The sequence below is a fragment of the Natronorubrum amylolyticum genome (assembly GCF_052040145.1).
GTDB lineage: Archaea > Halobacteriota > Halobacteria > Halobacteriales > Natrialbaceae > Natronorubrum.
In genome coordinates this window covers 160,473-181,261 of sequence record NZ_JBPPFW010000006.1, presented here as the reverse complement: position 1 = coordinate 181,261, position 20,789 = coordinate 160,473, and the positions used below count along the sequence as shown (strand labels likewise).

General features: G+C 62.4%; 12 protein-coding genes and 1 pseudogene. 7 read left to right on the top strand and 6 right to left on the bottom strand.

Going from position 1 to position 20,789, the window contains the following annotated elements; translation table 11 throughout:
* The first annotated feature begins 23 nt into the window (after positions 1-23).
* Together ACSFDB_RS20210 and ACSFDB_RS20205 are read left to right on the top strand one after the other, a co-directional pair.
* Positions 24-1,076: a DUF8008 family protein gene (locus ACSFDB_RS20210; RefSeq protein WP_440772694.1), complete on the top strand. Its 1,053-nt coding sequence runs from the start codon at positions 24-26 to the stop codon at positions 1,074-1,076.
* Positions 1,077-1,374: 298 nt separating this feature from the next.
* On the top strand, positions 1,375-1,563 hold the full coding sequence (locus tag ACSFDB_RS20205) for a hypothetical protein (RefSeq protein WP_440772693.1): 189 nt from the start codon (positions 1,375-1,377) through the stop codon (positions 1,561-1,563).
* 21 nt (positions 1,564-1,584) lie between these two features.
* Here ACSFDB_RS20205 and ACSFDB_RS20200 read toward each other — a convergent pair whose 3' ends face one another.
* Positions 1,585-2,535: a transcription initiation factor IIB gene (locus ACSFDB_RS20200; RefSeq protein ID WP_440772692.1), complete on the bottom strand. Its 951-nt coding sequence runs from the start codon at positions 2,533-2,535 to the stop codon at positions 1,585-1,587.
* Between the two features lie 811 nt (positions 2,536-3,346).
* Between ACSFDB_RS20200 and ACSFDB_RS20195 the strand changes: the two are divergent.
* The 3 genes and pseudogenes from ACSFDB_RS20195 (at position 3,347) to ACSFDB_RS20185 (ending at position 8,864) form a co-directional block, all read left to right on the top strand.
* A pseudogene (locus ACSFDB_RS20195) lies at positions 3,347-3,943 on the top strand (DUF7344 domain-containing protein).
* A 477-nt stretch (positions 3,944-4,420) separates the two neighbouring features.
* Positions 4,421-6,271, top strand: a complete 1,851-nt coding sequence (locus ACSFDB_RS20190) for an asparagine synthetase B family protein (RefSeq protein ID WP_440772691.1) — start codon at positions 4,421-4,423, stop codon at positions 6,269-6,271.
* Positions 6,272-6,539: 268 nt separating this feature from the next.
* Complete coding sequence (locus tag ACSFDB_RS20185; protein ID WP_440772690.1) at positions 6,540-8,864, top strand: hypothetical protein; 2,325 nt, start codon at positions 6,540-6,542, stop codon at positions 8,862-8,864.
* A gap of 283 nt (positions 8,865-9,147) precedes the next feature.
* On the opposite strand, the gene ACSFDB_RS20180 is transcribed toward ACSFDB_RS20185, so the two are convergent.
* Positions 9,148-10,302, bottom strand: a complete 1,155-nt coding sequence (locus ACSFDB_RS20180; protein ID WP_440772689.1) for a glycosyltransferase family 4 protein — start codon at positions 10,300-10,302, stop codon at positions 9,148-9,150.
* 392 nt (positions 10,303-10,694) lie between these two features.
* Between ACSFDB_RS20180 and ACSFDB_RS20175 the strand changes: the two genes are divergently transcribed.
* Positions 10,695-12,161 (top strand): flippase, encoded by a 1,467-nt coding sequence (locus ACSFDB_RS20175; RefSeq protein WP_440772688.1) that lies wholly within the window; start codon positions 10,695-10,697, stop codon positions 12,159-12,161.
* Between the two features lie 91 nt (positions 12,162-12,252).
* Here ACSFDB_RS20175 and ACSFDB_RS20170 read toward each other — a convergent pair whose 3' ends face one another.
* The 3 genes from ACSFDB_RS20170 to ACSFDB_RS20160 all read right to left on the bottom strand — a co-directional run bounded on the left by ACSFDB_RS20170 (position 12,253) and on the right by ACSFDB_RS20160 (position 18,426).
* Positions 12,253-14,034 carry a hypothetical protein gene (locus ACSFDB_RS20170; RefSeq protein ID WP_440772687.1) on the bottom strand — a complete coding sequence of 594 codons (1,782 nt, stop codon included), beginning with the start codon at positions 14,032-14,034 and terminating at the stop codon, positions 12,253-12,255.
* A 750-nt stretch (positions 14,035-14,784) separates the two neighbouring features.
* Entirely contained in the window at positions 14,785-15,732 is a 948-nt protein-coding gene (locus tag ACSFDB_RS20165) for a hypothetical protein (RefSeq protein WP_440772686.1), read from the bottom strand.
* Between the two features lie 903 nt (positions 15,733-16,635).
* Positions 16,636-18,426 (bottom strand): hypothetical protein, encoded by a 1,791-nt coding sequence (locus ACSFDB_RS20160; protein WP_440772685.1) that lies wholly within the window; start codon positions 18,424-18,426, stop codon positions 16,636-16,638.
* A 470-nt stretch (positions 18,427-18,896) separates the two neighbouring features.
* Here ACSFDB_RS20160 and ACSFDB_RS20155 point away from each other — a divergent pair, with 470 nt between their 5' ends.
* Entirely contained in the window at positions 18,897-20,201 is a 1,305-nt protein-coding gene (locus ACSFDB_RS20155) for a hypothetical protein (protein WP_440772684.1), read from the top strand.
* 60 nt (positions 20,202-20,261) lie between these two features.
* Here the strand turns inward: ACSFDB_RS20155 and ACSFDB_RS20150 are convergent, their stop codons facing one another.
* The gene (locus tag ACSFDB_RS20150; protein WP_440772683.1) at positions 20,262-20,591 is read right to left on the bottom strand and encodes a hypothetical protein; all 330 of its coding nucleotides are present in this window, start codon (positions 20,589-20,591) and stop codon (positions 20,262-20,264) included.
* Positions 20,592-20,789 lie beyond the last annotated feature (198 nt).

The following is a 20,789-nucleotide window of genomic DNA, read 5'->3' as shown; positions in this document are numbered from 1 at the left end:
ACCACCCACACCATTCGACACCGATGCCATCACCGACAGCGGCCGAGACGGACGAACCGACCCCCAACCAACCCTCGAAGCACGACCGACGCGACGAGTTCGACCACCTCCGCGAGCGTCTCGAGACCCTCGAGGACCGCCTCGAGCGCAAGGACGACCGGATCGAGACACTCGAGCGAGATCGCGACCGACTCGAAGCGACCGTCGACCGGCTGGACGGTCGGGTCGCGGAGCTCGAACGAGCAACCGAACGGCTCGAGGCCGATACCGAGCAACTCGAGCGCGACACCGATCGCCTGGAGGCCGACACCGACCGACTCGAGACCGAAACGACGCGCCTCGATAGCGTCACCGACGCGGCGCTGAACAAGGCCGGCGCGAACAAGGAGCGGATCGCGGAACTGCAGTCCCGCGAACTCGAGAAGGGCGCTCACCTCCGGACGGAGCAGGTCGACGAGCACGCCGTCACCGTCCCGGAGGGCCGCCTCGAGCGGATTGAGAAGGACGATGGCGCGGCCTACTACCGACTGCCGGAGCACGCCGACCCGCTCGAGCGCAACGACTCGGTCTCGCTCGCCTACGGCGACCTGCTCCCGATCCAGCAACTCGCCCGGATGGACGACCAGCGGCGGCGCTCGGCGGCGAACGCCCTCCCCACCAGACTGGCCGCGAAACTCTGGCAGGCCAGAGCCGATCCGAGCGTCGGCGACGATCCCTGGGAACGCGGCTGTAAGGACGTCGACGAGTACGTCACCGCGAGCGACCTCAGACACTGGATCCGCCGCAACGAACCCGGCATCAGCGAGAGCTACGCGAAAAAGCTCGTCTCGCGGACGATCGATTCCCTCCTCGATCTCTCCAAGAACCGGCTCGCGGTGCGCCGGAAGACCGAACGCAAGAACGGCCTCGAGTACACCGAACGGCGGGTGATCCTCCCGGCGGACGCCTCGATCCCCGGCGAGACGAGACGGGACGACGGGAGCGAGTCGACCCGACGGACAGAGGTGACCGACTCGACGAGCGGAGACGCGACGGCCGACTCGAGCGACCCGGAGACAGCTGACGTCCACGGATAGGCCCGTCCACGGGATCGGACCGTCCCTCGAGAGAGACTCCGATCTTACTCCCAACGCACCACTGCGGCCACGCGCGGCTGCTCGCTTCACCGCGGTAGCCGCGGGTCCACCGCTCGAGCGGTCCTCGGCGGTCACGTCGGAGACGCCGAATCGATGCCGTCCGGAGACAACAGCTGTCCACGGCGCTACTCGAGGAGTGAGCCGTCGAATACGTTCCCGAGACGACGACGGTCCCGCTCACCACCGTCTTGCTATCCCCTACCGCAGTTATTTCCGCCTGGCGAGCGTCCCATCAGTTATGTATCGGGCAATCCTCCCCGAGGGGCAGATCGACTGCGATCGATACGAGCACACCGACAACGGCATCGAACTCTACGACGACGATGACGAGTTCATCGCGTTCGTTCCCTATGCGAACCTGCACGCGGTGGCGGATCAGGACCTCTACACGAGCGGGCGCGGAGACGAAGAGCGGTCGATCATGTAATCAGCCGTCTCGGCAGCATCATCAGGCCGGCTGCTGGTCGATCGCTTCGAGCTGTTCTCGGTACCGATTCCGAACCGTCACCACGGTCGTCTGTGCGGTGTCGGCGACGGCTCGCTGCGGGATCGTCTCGTCACAGAGCAGGCCGGCCGCGTAGATCGCCGCCGCGGCGAACCCGGTCGGGGACTTCCCGGAGTGTAGTCCCTGCTCGGTCGTCGTGTCGATGATCTCGACGGCCTTCGTCTCGACGTCCTTCCCGACGTCGAGTTCGGAGCAAAAGCGAGGGACGAACTGACGCGGGTTCGTGGGCTCGAGGTTGATGTCGAGCTCGTCCGCGATGTATCGATAGGTCCGACCAATCTCTCGTTGATCGACGCGTGAAACCGAGGTTACCTCCTCGAGACTGCGCGGAATATCCTCCTTCCGACACGCCGTGTAGAGGGCGCTGGTCGCGACGCCTTCGATCGAACGGCCGCGGATGAGATCCTGATCGAGCGCCTGTCGGTAGATGACGCTCGCGGTCTCCTTGACGGGTCGCGGAACGCCGAGCGCGCTGACCATGCGGTCGATCTCCGAGAGCGCGTACTTGAGGTTGCGTTCGCCGGCGTTTTTGGTTCTGATTCGCTCCTGCCAGACGCGGAGTCGGTGGAGCTGGCCGTGCTTGTCGGCCGACATCGAGTGTCCGTTCGCGTCCTTGTTGCGCCAGTCGATCGTCGTCGTCAGCCCGCGGTCGTGCATCGACTGGGTCAGCGGCGCGCCGACGCGGGAGAGTTCGTCGTGTTCCTGGGCGTTGAACGCCCGCCACTCGGGACCGTAGTCGATCGGATCTTCGGTGAGGACGAGACCACACTCTTCACAGACTCGTTCGCCGCGGTCCGGGTCGTGGATGATGGTATCGGTTTCGCAGTCAGGACACAGCCCGGGCTCCGTTTTCGTTGATTCTGTCTCCGTGTGTTCGATAATGGACCGCGTCATCAGTAGCGGAAAGAGCCGTGCCGGCACTGTAAGGGGTTCACATGGTTTCGCGAGAAACGCCGACTTACCGTTTCGATCGCCGACTGACGACGAATATTCGCCCAGTCGTGTCTGTACGGGGGTTGCCGAGAGCTGTGAGCGACTATCACGCGGTGGGAGTCGCGTCGAGCGGAGCAGTATCGACACGATATCGCCGTCTCCGATCGAGACGGTCTCCGATTCGTGTCGGGACCCTGTCTCATCGGTCAGTTACTGGCGACCAGCGGCCGGAACCGGTTTCGCCAACCTGTGTGCAGTGTGGACACGAGTCGTGAAATACGCCAATTGTTCCGACGGAGAGCCGGCGTAAATCACGCGTTCACTGCGTAAATTCGAGTTTCCCGTGCGAACTGTCGCTCGACTTTATGTCGCTACGAGCAAACGTTCCGAACCAGTGTCGTGTCGCACCTTTGCCCCTCGACCCGGAGACGCGTTTCGTTGCCGTCGACGCTTTCGTACGTACGCGAAAGATACTCGACCACAATCGACCGATACCGTTCGCACCGACCCGCCGCCTGGATCGGTCGCCGAGGTATCGATTCGATGCGGTGTTGGCAACCCCGGGAAGCCTATCCGTACCCGCTTTGCAGCCGGTGCGAAACGTGGCCGTCCTTAAGAGTGTCAGTATTGGTGTACAACTTGGTGTGTCAATCGTGATTGCGATTTGCCGATCAAACAGTCAGCGGAACCCGTCGACCCGACAGTATGGTAGACGCTTCTCGTCCAACGGATGGGGCTGGACCGGCCGTTCAGTGCCTGGAGGTCGAGACTAATGTCATCGATCGATACCTCGCTTCCGGACGAGATCGCGTCGGTCGCCGACTCAGACGAGGAGCAACGGCTCTCGAAAGACGTTATTTTCGAGCTCCTGAAAAACCGCCGCCGTCGAGAAGTCCTCGCGTACTTGCTCGAATCCGATGAAACGGTCACGCTCGGCGAACTCGCCGAGCAGATCGCCGCCTGGGAGAACGACACCGAGGTCAACGCACTCAGTTCGGATCAGCGTAAGCGAGTATACGTTGCCCTTTACCAGACGCATCTTCCGAAGATGGACGATGCTGGAATCGTCGAGTACGATCAGGACCGCGGCCTGATCTCGCTCGCGGACAACGCCGATCTGTTGATGATGTACCTCGATACGGATACACATCGACAGGATCGATGGGACTGATGGTACGCGACGCTCAGCGTCGTGGGTGCGGCACTCGTTACCGGTGCCTTCCTCGGTCTCCCGCCGCTGTCGTCGATTCCGACGCTCGGGCTCGCCGGCGTCGTCGTCGTCGCGTTCTTCCTCCTCTCGGTCGCCCACGTCGTGACCAATCGACAGCTAGAGCGCAACGTCGACGGCAAACTCTCGCGAATCGAGTAACTGTACTGTCGGATTTGTGCCGGCGTTTTCGGCGATACTGACCGTCCCTCCGGCGACAGCCGCGTCGACGGGTGGCAACGTTCATGCGATCTGGCTCTTCTCCCGTGCGTTTGCTCGTTCCCGTACGTCTCCCTCCTCACGTCTCCCACCCCACGTCCGGTGGTCCACCACCCGTTCTCCGTGCTCCACTCGTCCGTGGTCTCGAGTCAGCCGACTCGAGGGAACTAGCCCGCTGCGGACTTTTACGAAACTCCCTCCGAACACGCTCTTCTCCCCACGTCTATCGGGAGACGACACCGTTAGCGTCCGTTTCTGGCAACGGACGTCTCGGCGACGGATTCCCATCTCCGCGGCGGTTCTCTCGCCCGTAAGCACCCCTTTCGATCGGTCCGGTTACCGAGGCGAACGGACCAGTCGGTCGGCGTCGGTCCGCGGATTCGAGCGCTACTGATCATAAACCGTAACATTACAATATACGTGTCTTTCCTCGATGCGTTCATGGTCGGTATCTCCGGTCGCACGCGACATTCGACGGCTGACGAATCGTTTTCCGACTCGCTCGAACCCCTGTGTCACGACGAACGGTACCGCGCCGAGACGATTCTCGAAACGGATGCGTACGCCGCCGGGACGACGACGTATCCCGAGTATCCGACGCAGGTAGTCGAAACCGAAGCGCTGTGGGTGTACCTCGAGGGACGCATGTACGATAGCGAGAGCCAGTCGCTGGAGTCGGAACTGCTCGAGGTCGGTGAACGCGTGCTGGCTGACGACGGCTCGAGCGAGTATCTCCGCAACTGGGTACGCGAGACCGACGGGGAGTTCCTGCTCGTTGCCTACGACAAACGGAGCGAGCGAATCGGTCTCTGCAACGACCTGCTCGGACGGCTTCCGGTTTACTACTACCACGACGACGACGCGCTCCTCTTCTCTCGAGAACTTCGCTACATCATCGAGGCGCTCGACGACACCGAGTTCGACCCCGTCGGTGTCGCGCAGTCTCTCCTCTTCGGCTATTCGCTCGGCGAGCGGACGCTCATGCGACGAGTTACCCGGCTGCGACCGGGAACCCATCTCACGTTCGATCCGGACGAGGGCGTCGTCACGCGGACCGCGTTGCACCGGTTCGATTTCGGACAGCAGACGGCTGCTGACCGGAGTCGGTCCCGTAACGCAGCCGAACTCGCGGACCGATTCGAGACGGCGTGTGAGAACAGATCCGGATACGGAGACGGCGACGTCATCTCGCTGAGCGGCGGACTCGATTCGCGATCCGTTCTGGCGGGGTATCACGCGACGGAGACGCCCGCGACCGCGGCGACGATGGATTCGGAGACGTACGTCGCCGACTCAGATGTAGAGATCGCCGAAAAACTCGCCCGAACGTTCGATATCGAGTGGAATCGCTATCAGATCGAGCCGCCGAAAGGCGAGGATCTGGACATGCTCATCAAGTCGAAGACCGGTCAGATCGGGCTTCTCACATCGTTTATTCTCGACTTCTTCCGCAAGCTGCGTTCGGACCACGGCGCAGGAATCACGTACGTGACCGGCGACGGCGGGGACAAAACGTTGCCCGATCTGACGCCCACGCGCCCGCTCGCGAATGAGTCCCAACTCGTCGAGTACATCATCGAGGAGAACTCCTTTCTGGACCTCGAGGAGGTCGCGCGGCTGACGGGCGTGTCGACCGAGGAGATCCGACGGAGCGTCCGCGACCGAATTCAGACGTATCCCGAACGGGACCTCGCCTCGAAGTACGTCCACTTCCTCGTCTACGAACGCGGCGTGAACTTCCTGTTCGAAGGCGAGGACCGCAACCGGCTCTTCTTTTGGAGTACGTCCCCGTTCTACTCGCTCGACTTTTTCCGCTACGCTATGAGCTGCCCGGCCGATCAGAAGGCGCGATACGGCCTGTACCGCGAGTTCCTCGAGCAGCTCTCGCCGGCGGCGGCGGAGCACGTCCATCCCGACTACCGGGCTCCCGTCGCATCGACTCGCCACGCGGTCGCCGCCCACGTCGACGACCTGCTATCCCGGTATCCACGGCTGTTCGAGACGGTGTTGCCAATTATTCGGTCGATCAACGGGCTCGAGAAGGGGTCGACCGTCGATCCCGAGACGATCGGTTGTATCCGGACTCAGCTCGAACAGTGTAACGCGGTCGACGACGTCCTCTCGGCCGACGACGTACAGGCGTTCCTCGACGCCGCCGCCGAACACGAGCGGACATCGATCTACCGGGTCTTCGCGATCACGTCCGTCGTCGACGACATTCACTCCTCGCAGAGCGTTCTCGAGTCACACCAGGAGACGACCTTCGGCTAGCGATTGTGATGCGTGACTCGCAGTTGACGAATCAATTCTCCACGACGCGAGACCGTTGAACACCCCCTAGGACGGTGGCGGCTTGGTATGTCTGTTGACCGATAGCGGTATCGCTGCTTCGAAGCAGATTCTACGCGATGCAGTAAAAGAACTACTCCTCTACCGGTAAATGGAACGATGATTTGTACACTATTTAATGAAAATCACGATTTCTTGTACATAATTGAGCGAGAAAGTTTATGGTACAATAGTATCGTTCTCCGGTCGCATGGCACGCGATTATCCGGTACGGGATCCAGGTGATCCCGAGACGAGCGATAGCGATACTGAACAGTCGACTCGGTCCGAACGCGGCACGATCGATCGCCGGTCGTACCTCAAGTTGGCCAGTGCGACGGCGATTGCTGCAGGTGCCGCATCCGGCGTCGCCGGCGCATCGAGCGGCGAGTACGAGACGATCACCGCGCGTGGACAGGTGATTCGTATCGGCTCCGGCGAGACCTGGGAGAACAAACTCATCGATCTCGGCAACGGGAACTCGATCAACATCGTCGCCCAGGGAACGGATTGGACGATCCGTAACATCGGCATCACGGGAACGTTCCACCACAACACTCACGACTACCTCTTCTCGCTCGCTGACACGGGCGGGAACACGTCGACGCTCGAAAACGTCTACGCGGGCGACGGGGACCCACGCGCCTCCTCTAACGAACGCGGCGGCGTCGTCTGGGTCGCCCCCGATCACAGCGGTCGACTCGAGGTGACCAACGTCAACTTCTCGATCGCCGGCGCCCTCGGAATCTACGGCAGCGCCCCCGGATCCAACTCCAACGGGCGCGGCGGAGCGATTCACCTCCGGAACTGTTACGCTAACGACTGTCATCACACCGCGTTCCGAATCCCCGACAACGGCTCGAGCGTGCGAAACTGCGTCAGCTACAAGAGCGGGAACCGGACTGCGAGCCGGAGCGCCTGGGTGTGGGAGGGTCGCTTCGGCGGGAGCGCGACGTTCGAAGACTGTCATTTCATTACGAATGGGACGGGGGCCGGTCTCGTCACGAACGGGAATCCGAACCTCTCGCTTTCGAACCTTCGTACAGACGACGGCAGCGGTGACGCCGGGAACCCACGACACTTCGTCCCCGAGGGCTGTCCCGAGAGCGCCGAGGAAGCGGCCTCGGGGGGACGCTCCGACGACGGCGACTCGAGTCCGCCGGTCGAGGACCTTCCCGAGAACACGCTCACCGTCATCGGCGAGGGTGAACCGACGAGATACTACTTCGAGACGACCGGCGAGATCACCGGGAACCCCGAGCGCGGCGACCTGCAGGAGCACGACGAGATCGACGGCACCAGCGCCGTCGGCTGGGTGACGACGCCTGACCACGTCGACGGCTTCCGCTTCGACGGCGACCTCGTCGACGTCGGATTCCATCAGGGGGCCGCCAGGGTCGAAGTCAACGGCGACGTGATCGATCCCGACGACTACAGCGACGACGGTGACGAGGAGGACGAAACCGGTCCCGACCACACGCTCACCGTCATCGGCGAAGGCGAACCCACGAGGTACTATTTCGAGACGAGCGGCGATATCGAACCGAATCCCGAACGCGGCGACCTGCAGGACCACGACGAGATCGACGGCACGAGCGCCGTCGGCTGGGTGACGACGCCCGAGAACGTCGACGGCTTCCAGTTTGAGGGAGAACTGCTCGAGGTCGGCTTTCACGAGGGTGCCGCGAGAGTCGAACTCGACGGGGAGGAGATCGACCCCGACGACTACTCCGGCGAGCCTGATCTCGAGAACCTGCTGCTCGTCGACGGCGTCGGCACGTCCGGCGGCACTCGCTACGAGTTCAGCGTCTCCGGCGAGGTCGAGAAATCCAACGAACGGAGCGCGACGATCGACGACGAAGACGTGATCGATAGCGGGACGGTTACGGGAACCGTCGCCGGCTGGCGCGACGCCTTCCGGTTCAGCGGTGACCTCGAGAACCTCACCGTCGACGGTCCGGCACGGGTCTTCCTCAACGACGACCGAGTCGATCCGAGCGAGTACGGTGCGGAGAAACCGCACGTGCTGACGATCGTCGGCAACGGGTCGCCCGCGAGCTACGAGGTCAGCGTCGACGGCGCGATCGGTCGGATGCCGGGCGACGACTCTACGGAGTCGACGACCATCTCCGAGAGCACGCTCGAGGGATCGATCGAACGCGGCGTCCAGCGCTTTCGGTTCTCCGGCGCAGTCAGCGACATCACGTTTATCGACGGCTCGGCGCACGTCTACGTCGACGAGGAACGCGTCGATCCCGCCGAGATCGGCGACGCGGAACTGCTCCCGCACGCGGTCGTGATCGACGGCACGGATACGGACGGCGAGACGACCTACTTCTTCGAGGTCGACGGCGACGTGATCGCCTCGAACTACCGCGACGCGTCCGTCGACGAGGGCGACGCCATCGAGGGAACGTCCGTCACCGGGAGCGTCGACGACTCGCTCGACGCCTACTGGTTCGACGGCGAGATCGTCGACTTCCGGGTGACCGGCAACGCGACCGTGGACGTCGAGTACAACGTCCGAAGCCGCTAACACCTCCGTTTTTTCTGGCGATTGTCGGTGTCCGTTCGGTCGCGCGCGACTCTTCTTTCGACTCACGTCACCGGTGTGGGTAGGAAGGACTTTTATTCACGGCTCCCGAAGTACCGACTGGCTCCCGGCGACCGTCATCCAGTACCGGAGCAGTTCGCGTGCCAGCATCTGTTTCCGATTCAGGCGCGGGAGCCACCTTTCGAACTCACGCCGCGAGCTGTGGCTCTGATTTCGGCTATCTCGTCTCCACTTCTGGAAGGGGCTCCGGTTCGACTGTCCTGTTTTACACTCCCGGAACGGGCTCCGGTTCGGGTCGGTCGGCTGGGGGGTCGATGTCGAGCGTTTCGTAACAGAATTGCTCGAGGTCCCGCGCCTGCTCGTCCCAGCTGAACCGCCGTACGTCCTTGCGAGCGCGCGTACCGAGTCGCTCTCGAAGCCGCGGTGAGTCGAGTAACATCGTTAGTTTGTCGGCGAGATCTTGCGGATCCCCGACGCGGGCGAGGAGCCCGTTCTCACCGTTAGCGAGGTAGGTTTCGACGCCCTCGAGATCGGTCGTGACGACCGGAAGTTCACACGCCATCGCCTCGACGTTCGCCATGCCGAAGCTCTCGTCGTGACTCGGCAAACAGAACACGTCAGCACCGGCGTGATAGGACGGCAGCTCCGCGTTGGGAATCTCTCCGTGGATAACGACGGCGTCCGAGATCCCGAGGGAGCGGGCTCGGCGTCGCACCCATCGTTCGTCGCCGCCGCCGACGATGTGGAGCTCCTGACGGCCGTCGAGACGCGATACCGCCTCGAGCAGGTCACCGATACCCTTGGCTTCGATGAGCCGACCGACGAAGAGGACGATCGGGTCGTCGCTGCCGATCGCCGGATCGACGTCCGGTCGGAACTGGTCCAGATCGATACCCGGGTAGATCACCTCCCCGATATCGTAGTCGAACGTTGCCGACACCTTCCGGGCGGTATCGTCGGAGTTCGCCAGAATCAGCTCCGTCTGGGAGAGTGCATCGCGCAGTTTGATTCCGAGACCGACGTCGGAGAACTGGTGGAAGGTGTAGATCGTCGGCACGTCGGTCAGATTCGAGAGCAGGAGATCGTCGAGGAACTGGGCGGTAACGAGCACGTCGAGGTGGTCGTCGATGTGGTCGATGACGTCGTTCCGAGCGGCCCAGTACGTCATGAGGAGCTTCGAGTGGTCCTGATCGGTGAGCGGACTCAGCGCATCGATCGAGTGGAGCCAGTGATCGTCGAACGACGGCGTTTCGACGACGGTGACGTCCGATTCGGTTAGCACGGACGACAGCTCTCCTCGCTGGGTGTAGAGGTAGACGTCGTTCGATCGGCTGAGTGCGGCGGCTAGCTGCTGGGTGTAGACGGCGATTCCACCGGCGTGGCGGGTTCCAGCAGCGTCGTGATAGAAGCCGATTTGCATACCCGATGAACTGTTCTCGTACTGCTTTGTTATCTTCGACGTACTATCTTTTCATCCCATAGGTTGCTTGAAATCGTGAGATAGAAGCCCTGATACCCGCTGAGAGTGGTATCGGTTCTCGCACTGCCACGCTCGTTCCGTCTCCGGCAGTCGGTCAGCGGTATGACTGATAAAACATCGGGTATGTGGAGGATTACAATGGCTTCCTTCGGGTAGGCATAGGTCAGTGACAGCGAAACCGTCTCTACCTGCTCGATGGTCGAATCGCCCGTCGGAGTCCGCTGGTGGTGCAGTCGATCGTCCGTGGCTCGGACGCTGGGTCGGTGGAGACGTCGAGTGCCGTTGCAGTGACCCGTGTCGAAATTACACCGACGATCGACGACTACTCGTGCATGTCGCTCACTGATCGTATCGTCGACGGGTTCAAGGCGACGCTCGGCGCCCGACTCGTGAACAACCTCGCGAACGGGCTGTTGATGCTCGTGCTCGCGCGATTCCTGTTGACGAACGACGAGTACGGGCTGTTGTTTACGATCATCTCCGTCATCGCCGTCGCCCAGCTCGGTGCCGACCTCGGGATCGGCCGCTCGGCCGCCCGCTACGTGTCGGACAAGAAGGAAACCGAACCCTCGGCTATCCCCTATCTCCTCCGCTCTTCGCTCAGCTACCGGCTGGTGTTGCTCGCGATCGTTTCCGTCGGGCTCGTCGTCGCCCGGGATCCGCTCGCCGCTGCCCTCGACATTCCGGAGCTCTCGACGCTGATGTTGGTCGCCGTCGGCTACCTGATCTTCCAGTCGCTGTTTTCCTACCACATGACCCTGTTTCAGGGGTTCAACCGCGTCGATCTGAGCGCGATCATCGAAGTCATCAACAACGTCTCACGCCTGCTGTTCGTCGTCATCCTGACGGGGCTCGGTCTGGGGGTCGCCGGAGCGCTCTTCGGGTACATCATCGGTGTCTTCCTCGGAACGATCGTCGGGCTGGTCTTTCTCTACCGCCGATTCTACACGCAGTACGCTGACGGCGGGGGGAGCAAGTCGCTCCGGAACCGGATGCTGAAGTACAGCGTGCCGCTCACGGCGACCCACGGTGCCGGCGTGCTCGACAGGCAGATCGACACGGTCCTGGTCGCGTTCTTCATCAACCCCGTCGCGGTCAGCTACTACGTGCTGAGCAAACAGATAACGGAGTTCGTGCTCGTTCCGGCTGGCTCGCTCGGGTTTTCGGTCTCGCCGACGTACGGCGAGGAGAAAGCCAACGATTCGCTCGAGCACGCAGCAGACATCTACGAGACGACGCTCGAGTACATGTTCCTGCTCTACGTGCCGGCCGCAGTGGGAATGATGCTCGTGGCGGAACCCGCCGTCACGCTCGTCTTCGGCGCCGAGTATGCCGGGGCGGCGCCGGTATTGCAGGTGCTCGGGGTCTACGTCGTCTTCCAGGCGATTACCGACGTGACGACCCAGGGGCTCGACTTTCTGGGTCGGGCGAAAACGCGGGCGTACGCGAAGGGATCGACGGCGGTCGCGAACGTCGGTCTCAACATCGTCATGATCCCGACCTACGGGGTCACCGGCGCTGCCGTCGCAACGGTGATCACGTTCGGAATCTACACGCTGGTGAACGTCTACGTCATGCACAGCGAACTCTCGCTCGACTTCGTTCGGATCGCTCGGTCCCTCGTCGTGACGACGGCTATCGCGGGCGGGATGGGTCTCGCGGTGATGATGCTGATCCCGTACGCGTCGAATCTGCCGGCACTGTTCGGCGTGATCGCCGCTGGGATCGCGATCTGGGGCGTGTTGATTACGGCTAGCGGCGTGATCGATCCGCGTGAGACGATCGCGCAACTGACCTGAGCGTCGTAGGCGATCGCGCAACTGACCTAACCGTCGAAAGCGACCGGCGGGAAGGACTCGAGTGGCGGCGACTATTGATTCCGGACGTTGACTACTGATCCCGGACGTTGTACTGCACGTCAACCGCCGCTCTGCCGCGGAGCGTAAAGTCCTCGATGCCGCCGTCGAACCAGTAGGCGTCGAGGTGGTCGTCGACGACGCCGCGAACGGTTCGCCCCTCGATCACGTCGTCCGCGTCGATCGTGGCGTCCTGGTACGTCGACTTGAAGACCGCGCCGCTGGCTTCGAAGGCGTACGCGCTCGGCTCCTCGTCTTCGGTCCCGTCGATGACCAGCGCGTGGGGGAGCAGTTCGTGGTCGCCGAACTCGTCCGGGTCGATCTCCTCGTCGTCGAGGCTGACCGCGGCTTCGCCGTCGATGATGGAAACGTCCGTGAGCGCGCCCGAGAACCGGAACGTCAGGCTGTCGTCGGTGACCGAACTCTGGACGGTCGATCCCGAGATCGTCGTCGCTTCGTCTTCAGGTTCGTCCTCGGAGTCGAGTTCGATCGTGCCGTCGACTGTGATCTCGAAGCTCGTCGGCTCGCCCCGTCCGTCGACCTCGAGGACGTGTGGAAGCTCTTCGCCGTAGTCGGCCGGATCGATCTCTTCGTCGTCGAGCAACACCGTCGCCGGCCCGTCGACGGTGAGGTCTTCGAGGTCGCCGCTGAACCGGAAGGCGTCGCGCCAGTCGGCGACGACGCCGTGGGCGACGGCGTCTTCGATCCCGGCCGCGTCGTCGATCGTCGCGCCCTCGTAGTTCGACGGTTCGACGTCGCCGTCGACCGAGAACTCGTACCGAGTCACGTCCGACGCGTCGCCGTCGAAGAGGAGCGTGTGCTCGAGTTCGTCCTCGACGGGTTCCGAACCGCCGTCGCTCCCGCTATCCGACTCGCCCGACGCGGCTTGCTCCGCACTGGTCGGCACGCCGTCGGGGATGGAGAGGTCGGGGCTGCTCCCCGCGTTGGCGGTGTTGACACGCCCTTGCGTGCCGCCCGAGACCGCTCCACCGTTGAGGGAGACCGACGCTCCCTGGTGCGTGATTACGGCCGCGCTGTACTGGCCGGCGTCGAAGTGACAGTCCTCGACGGTGCAGCCACCGGGTTGCCAGACCCACAGCGGGCGGCCGGAGCTCTCGTTGTAATTGCCCCAGCTGCCGTAGTCGGTCGAGTAGTCCGTGTTGTCGTTGTACGCGACACAGTCGCGGAGCGTGTCGCCGCCGCTGGCGGCGCGGAACGTCGTGACGCCGTTGTTCTTCCCGAAACACCGCTCCCACGTAACGGACCCGCCCCTGGAGCTGTTCGAACAGTACCAGCCGTTGTTGGGATAGCCCTGTACGTTGCACTCGCGGAACACGACGTCGGCGCTGGCGTTGGCGTGGTAAAAGATTGCGCCGGGACCGTGAACGAAGCTCGAGCCCGACTTGTTCGCGCCGTCGCCGATGTAGATGTTCTCGAACTCGACGGTTCCTCGAGGAGCGGTGATCGAGAAGATGAAGCCGTCTCCCTGGTAGAGACCGCTGATTCCGATGTTTCGGATGGTTGCCGCACCGTCGACGACGAACGTGATGCCGTTTCCGTTCGAGACGTCGACGAGCTTGTTTTCGAAGGTCTCGTTACCGATCCTGATCACCTGCCCGCGCGCCTCGATGACGTCGTAGTCGCCCTCGTCGGCGCTCGCGCCGGTACTAAATACCGCTGCCGCCGCGGTGGTTGCTCCAGCCAACTTCATGTAGGATCGCCGGCCGAGTAATTCACTGGTCTCGTCATTACTGGTCGACGACAGCTCGTCGCCGACGCATCGATCGTCATTCGGTACCGAAGATTCGCGTGCCATGCAATCGAGTAATCTAATACTACCACCATAAACTTTCTCCTCTACTTATCTTAAAATTAACAGACTATATCTCCAATCTGAATTTTCCTTCACGAAACCATTGACGAATAATCGCGAAATTTTATATATTGGTGAGATCGAGCGACGTTCCAAGTAATCATAATTTACCAGCAATACGGCATCCAGACCGCTTCTAACCCTATAGTAATACAGTATTACCGCAAATTTCGGTCCGTTCAGGGGCGCAGAAACTGACTGAACGGTTCGATACGGCGGGATGCCGGACTGACAGCGGCTAGAGACTTATCCGCAAGAGAGACGGTCAAGACGGAGCGCACTACCGATACAGGGGGACGCATGTGACTGTCACGTTCGGTGGTTGCACCGGTGGAGTTACTACCGAATGTGATAGAAAAGCGGAACGAAACGGTAGCGGGGGACGGACAAAAACGTCGCTGGCAGCGTGGGCGGTAGTAAGTTCGCCAACGAAGCTGGCAGACACGTCGTCAGGGGGTGAAAATGAGTTCCAGCGAGAAATGGAGCGGCGTCGCCGGTAATGGGGTGAGTCGCAGTGAGATGAAAGAAACCGTCGTCAGCGGGGATGTGGACTCGGTCGGTGGAGGGGGTGGGGAGCCGAGTCGTCAGCGGGGATAGGGGTCGAGTTGTCGGAGGGGGTGGAGGGGTGAGTCGTCAGCGGGGTGGTGGGGGATCGTTCGGTGCTGGCGTCAGCGGGGTGTCGAGTATCCTCGATCAGGCGTCACCGGCAGCAGCGTCTTCGGCGCTGGTCGGGGTGCCCTCGGGGATGAACGCTTCGGGATCGGTTCCCGAGTCGCCCTCGAGTTGGACCGACGAGCCGGCGTGTTCGACGATGCCGGCCTGGTCGTCGTAGTCGGTGTCGCGGACAAGAACTTCGGTTCCCTGTCCGTTGGCGCCGGCGTCGATCGCGGTGTGGTTGCCGTTCATCTCGATCTGGCAGTCCTCGATCTCGATCGTTCCGGGGGCCCAGGCCCAGATGCCGCGGCCCGCGTAGCCGTCTTCGTCGACTAAGATGCCGGAGTTCGTCACCTTGCTCCCCTCTGTCGCGAGACGGAAGTGGGAGACGTGACAGTTGGCCGCGAAACAGCTGTCGATGTGGATCGTTCCGCCGCCGCTGTTTCCGGGTGCGGAGCCGTAGACCGCGTTGTCGGCGAAGCCCTGAATGTTGACGTTCTGCATGTCGATGTGACCCGCGTGGTCGGGATTGACCCAGAACGCGGTCTGTCCGTGACCGGTCGAACTGCCGTTGCGGTCGTCGGAGCCGTCACCGAGGTAGACGTTCTCGATCGTACTCGAGCCGCCGGCGTCGGAGATACCGAACGTCGCGGAGCCGGCTCCGGAGGTGTTCTCGCCCTCGAAGCCGATGTTGCGGATGGTCCAGTCGCTCCCGAGGGTCGTGATCGTCACGTCCTGCCCGGTGGTCATGTCGAAGAGTTTGTTCTCCCAGGTCTCGCCGTCTTCGACGGTGATCTCCTGGTTTGCGGCTTCGATGACTTCGTAGTCGTCCTCGTCCTGTGCGGCGGCCGTGCCGGCCGCACCGATGCTGGTTGCGGCGGTCACGATCGCTGCAAGCGAACGCACGTATGTGCGGCGGTGTAAGCCACTGTTACGGTCTGCAGTCGGCGTAGTGTCCGTCTCGGACGAGCGGGGGTTCTGCGCCATACACTCTCGTAACCTGGGCTTACACTCATAAACTTTTCCTTGGGAGTATAGCCTTCATTTACAGAATGTCTTTCTAACATTCTATATTGTAACACAATTCGTGGTTATTATCCTAAGAAATTGTGAACGTGCGTGCGGGAATACGGCGTCCGTTAGCCACTGTTTTCGGCAGAAATAGATGATTACTGCGCTTCGGAGCCGGTGTACCGCCTGTATTGCGAATCGGCGGTCGATCGTTCTGATCGTTCACGGACGGGTCCGAAACGGCGTGAACGATCGGGGCGTTACGGTCGAGCCGCCCGTCGACTCGTCCCCGTCTGCTGTGTACGCAGCAAAACCAGTGCGGACGAACGCGCTCGACGGACGGCTCCGATCGGTCGAAGACGGACGGGCTGCCTGCGACGACTCGCTGGCACGTCGTTCCGAAACAGCTCTTCGACCTCGCTCCTCACACTCGTCGCGGCTCGTTCGTGAGGTCGATTCTCGCGAGCGACTCGTCGGGCGCGTCTCGGGTGGCGCGGGTTGACGATTGCGGGAAACCACGGTGCCCACCGAGCGACGCGTAAAGGCCGCTCGTTCACCGACCGTCCCCACGCAGTCGCAGTACGCCCGTTCCCTCGCTCGCGTGCGACACGGTTCTACGGCATGCGTCGGTCGTTCATCGCTTGCAAGTGGTGACTTGAGCGCGGTCGCGTTCGCACCTTCGTTTGCCGATCCGCGCCGGCGGCTGCTCGAGTTACCGATCTGCGCGACAGCCCTCGTCGCGTTCGGTCGAACGACAGATGGGAGTCAGCGACGCTCGGAGTGGGCAGCGGGAACGGTGATGATCGAACACCGTCTCGAGTCCGAACGGAACGACGTTCGCACTTCACACGCGCGCAAAGAACCTATAAAAGAGCCGAGTTAGTCGTCGCCCTGGACGTTGTACATCCGGAACTCGTCGTTCGAGATTACTTTGTTCGTACTCGAGTCCTTCTCGAGGGCCTCGAGTGCGGCTTCGCTGTGGTGGAGCTCCTGGTAGACCTCGAGCTCACGGGTGGTGTCGAACTCCGTCACGATGAAGTTGTAGTTCACCCCCCCATACGCGCCGCTGAAGTTGCCCTCTTCGAATTCATCGGGCTCGACGGTGCCGCTGGCGGTTGTCGCTGCGCTGAGACTCTCCTGTCCTTCGACGCCGTTGATGCCGTGATCGTACCGGAACGGATCGTACCCCATCCCGACGAGCGGCACGTCCTCGTCACCGTGTTCCATGGTGGTCTCGTAGCCGCTGAACTTCTGGTCGGTGACGTGCTGACCGGGGTTGTAGATGATCGGTGAGGAGAACACCGTCATCAGCCCGAGCACGAGACAGGCGCCGAGCAAGAGCGCTGCGACGGCTGTCCCACCTGGGACCGTAATCACGCCCGAGAGCGCATCGATGGCGCGTGCGATCCCAACTCCCGCCAGGATCGTCAGGATGATCGCGATGAACCCGATCTGGCGGAACGCCATCGTCGGCGTGCCGACGAAGTAGATGAAGAACATCCCCGTCAGCGGAATCAGCGCGATCGCGAAGTAGTTGACGAACGACTTCGTCTCGGGATCGAGTCTGGTCCGGCCGAGCCACACCAGCAGGATGAACAGCCCCACGGCGAGCGAGATCAGTGCGAGGTCGAGGAACATCGTTACGAACAGTTCGCCGAGGCTCCCACCGACTTCGCCGAGCGAGGCTTCCGCTTGGTCGACTTCGGCACTCCCGCCCACGTCTTCTGCGAAGACGCCGCTGACGAGCCCTTCGACGGCCCCTCTGAACCGCGCGTTACTCGCCGCCCAGACGGTGAAGATGACGCCGAGAACGGCTGTGTGGGCGTACGTCGTCGGGTGATCGAGCATCGGATGATCGTCGTACCGTCGCCGGGCGAGATACTGAACGCCGGTGACCGCGGCGATGAGGACGACGACGTTGATCATCTGCTGGGGGTGCATGAACAGCAGCCCGATACCGGTGACGTAGATGAGGAGGCTGAAGGGCGAGAGCCCGAACGGCAGCCGTTCGATCGTCGCGCGCCGACGGAGGTACGCGAGGAACGCGAAGATGACGACGGGCACCAGGAAGAGCGCGTTCGAGTTCGTGTGGATACCCATGTGCGTCGCGATGTTGTTGATGGGGAGCACCATCCAGGAGACGATCGCGGCGACGCCGATCGCCATCCCGCTGCCGCCCATCTCTCGGACGACGAGCGGAACGAACAGCAGGAACGGGAGGAAAGTGATCGCGACGACGAACAGCATTCCGCGCTCGATCGGAACGCCGCCGACGTAGTGGAAAACCGTCGAGATCGCGTGGAACCCGGGATAGAACAGCTCGTGTGGGGCCAGTGACCCATCGATGATGTCCCGGGCCCAGCCGAGGTGAGTGAGCGCGTCACCCATTCCGGAGAACCGGTAGTTCCTGATCACCGGAAGGCCCACGATTGCCGTCACCGCTGTTCCGCCGAGTGCGATTCCGTAGGCCTGTTCGCGACCCCGGCAGGTAAGCGCCGTGCTGGCGGCGATCGCGAGCGCGAACGCGAACGCGATCCACGTAATCGTCGGCGTGCCAGTATAGATCGACGCTTCGTAGCTTGTTGCGGGGTTGGCTCTCGCGACGAGGATTGCGATCGCAACCGCGAGGAAGCCCACGGCGAACGTGACGTTGAGTGTCGACCGTTTCATGTGCTCTCAGAAGTGGCGCTGTCCGGTCCAGTAGCGATACGCATGTGTTGGACGGATGGTCATCGATAGCGACGTTTGTTATACGGCTCCTATCGGTTCTGCGCACGGAGAAGGCCTCGGTTGCTCGGCCGCTGTGACGTCGTCGCAGCCGATCGACAGCTCTCGAAGATCAATCCGGCCGGGTTAGCCCCCCTATCATCCCACTTCGAAACCGCTCACGCCCCGCCGTTGCCCCTTTCTATTGTGCGTCTCGTCGCACCGATCGTTCTCCCCCCGGTCCTGACTACCCCGGTCGGAACTGCTCTCGCTCTGAAGTATGCACTCATTACCGATTCCAACCCGTCGCTATGGATTGCATTCTCGAATTCGGGACGATCAACGGTTCTGATGCTTTTTGTACCCGTTTGTACTCCGTTGACTCGACAGCGGACAGTGCACCACCGACACTGTGACGCGATTTGGACCCAACTATGTCATCAATCGTTATCGACCACGTCAACGCCGACGGTACGACTCTCGAGTGTGATGTCCGAACGTCTCCGGACGTAGAGCGGTTCTTCTCCGGCGAATCGTTTCGAACCGAGTACGACGTCTCGATCGAAGACGTTCCCGACGCAGTTCTCGTCATTCCAGTTCTCGCGCAGGTCTGTCCCGTCGCGTGGGCGAACGGTGCCGACGTCTACGTCGACGAAGTCGACGCAACGTTCGCCGCGGCGTTAGACGACGTTCAGGCGTCGCTGTGCTCGATGCACGACTTCCTCGAGGGCGGCACGCTCTACGCGAAAGAGACCGTCGACGTCCAACGGGAGGCGGGCGGCGAGAGCGGCCTGCTCTTTACCGGCGGCGTCGACTCGACCTGTTCGTACGTTCGCCACCGTGATGAGGAGCCGACGCTGATCAGTATCCGCGGCTGGACGATTACGCCCGACGCCGCCGACGACGACAAGTGGGACCACCTTCGGTCCCGGGCCTCGTCGTTCGCCGACGATCACGGTCTCGAGACCGCGTTCGTCGAATCGAACATGCTCTCGTTTCTCGCCCACCCGATGTTGCTGGCTCACTACAAGCGCCACGTCGACGGCGCCTGGTACAGCTCCGTCGGCCACGGGCTCGGATTACTCGGCCTCTGTGCGCCGATGGCCTACGCGCGCGGCATGGACGACCTCTACGTCGCCGCCACCCACTGGGAGGGGATCGACCTCGAGTGGGGTTCGCGACCCGATATCGACGACCACGTCCGCTGGGCCGGCACCCAGTGTCACCACGACTCCTACGACCTGACTCGACAGGAGCGACTCGACGCCATCGCCGACTACATCAAGGCGGAAGCGCCGGCGCTCCAGTTACAGACCTGTAACGTCCGGATGGACGGCAACTGCGGCGAGTGTGAGAAGTGTTACCGGACCGCCGTCGGCCTGCGTCTCTCGGGACTCGAGCCGACGGACCACGGCTATCAGTTCGAACACGAGGACTACCGGGAGATCCGGACCGCCATCGAGGAGGGTCAGTGGATCCTCGGACAGGACGAACGCTACATGTGGGAAGATATCCGCGATCGCACGCGAGAGACGGAGCCGTCGTCGCCCGACGAGGCGGCCTTTTTCGCGTGGCTCGACGACGCCGACCTCGACGAACTCGTCTCCGAATCGAAGTCGCCGCTCTCGCACCGAATCCTTCACGCGGGCGCGAGAAACACGCCGGCCCGCGTCTACAACACCGTCTACCCGGCTTGGCGGAGCGCGAAGTCCGGACTGCAGCGCGTGCGGAGTCGCTGACGCGTCGCTCCCGTTCGAGCGCCGTTCGTTAAAAAACAGCCCCCTACCTGGACAGCGCGTCTACCGTTCGGGAACGCCGTAGTCGACGTGAACGTTGGGAACGCTCGCGGACTCCGGCGCGGGGACGCCGTTCCAGTCGACGAGGTGGACGTTCGTTACCTGGCCGTCGAATCGGAATCGCTGGACGCCAACGTCGATCGACCCTTCGGCGACGCTGCCCGAAACGACGGTCGCTTCCTCGACGGGATCGTCCGTATCCATCTCGATCTCACCGTCGACGGTGATCTCGAAACTCGAGGGAACGCCGCGTCCAACGATCGTTACGAGGTTCGGGAGTGGTTCAGCGTCGGTCGTGGCAGCTTTGTTCTGTACCGGTGTGTCACGTGCCATACTGTGGTAACCCGAGTATCCCGGTATAAGCTTTCCTGTCGAATTAATGGTAGCTGTTTTGGAAATACACTCAGTTGGATACTGACACTGCGGTGAACCGCCGTCTCGTTGCTGACGAGAACTGGACAGCCGCGGCCGGCGGTGGATCCGTGGGACGGTCCACGACTGCCCGACTGGTGCGGCCAATCCTCGTCACTC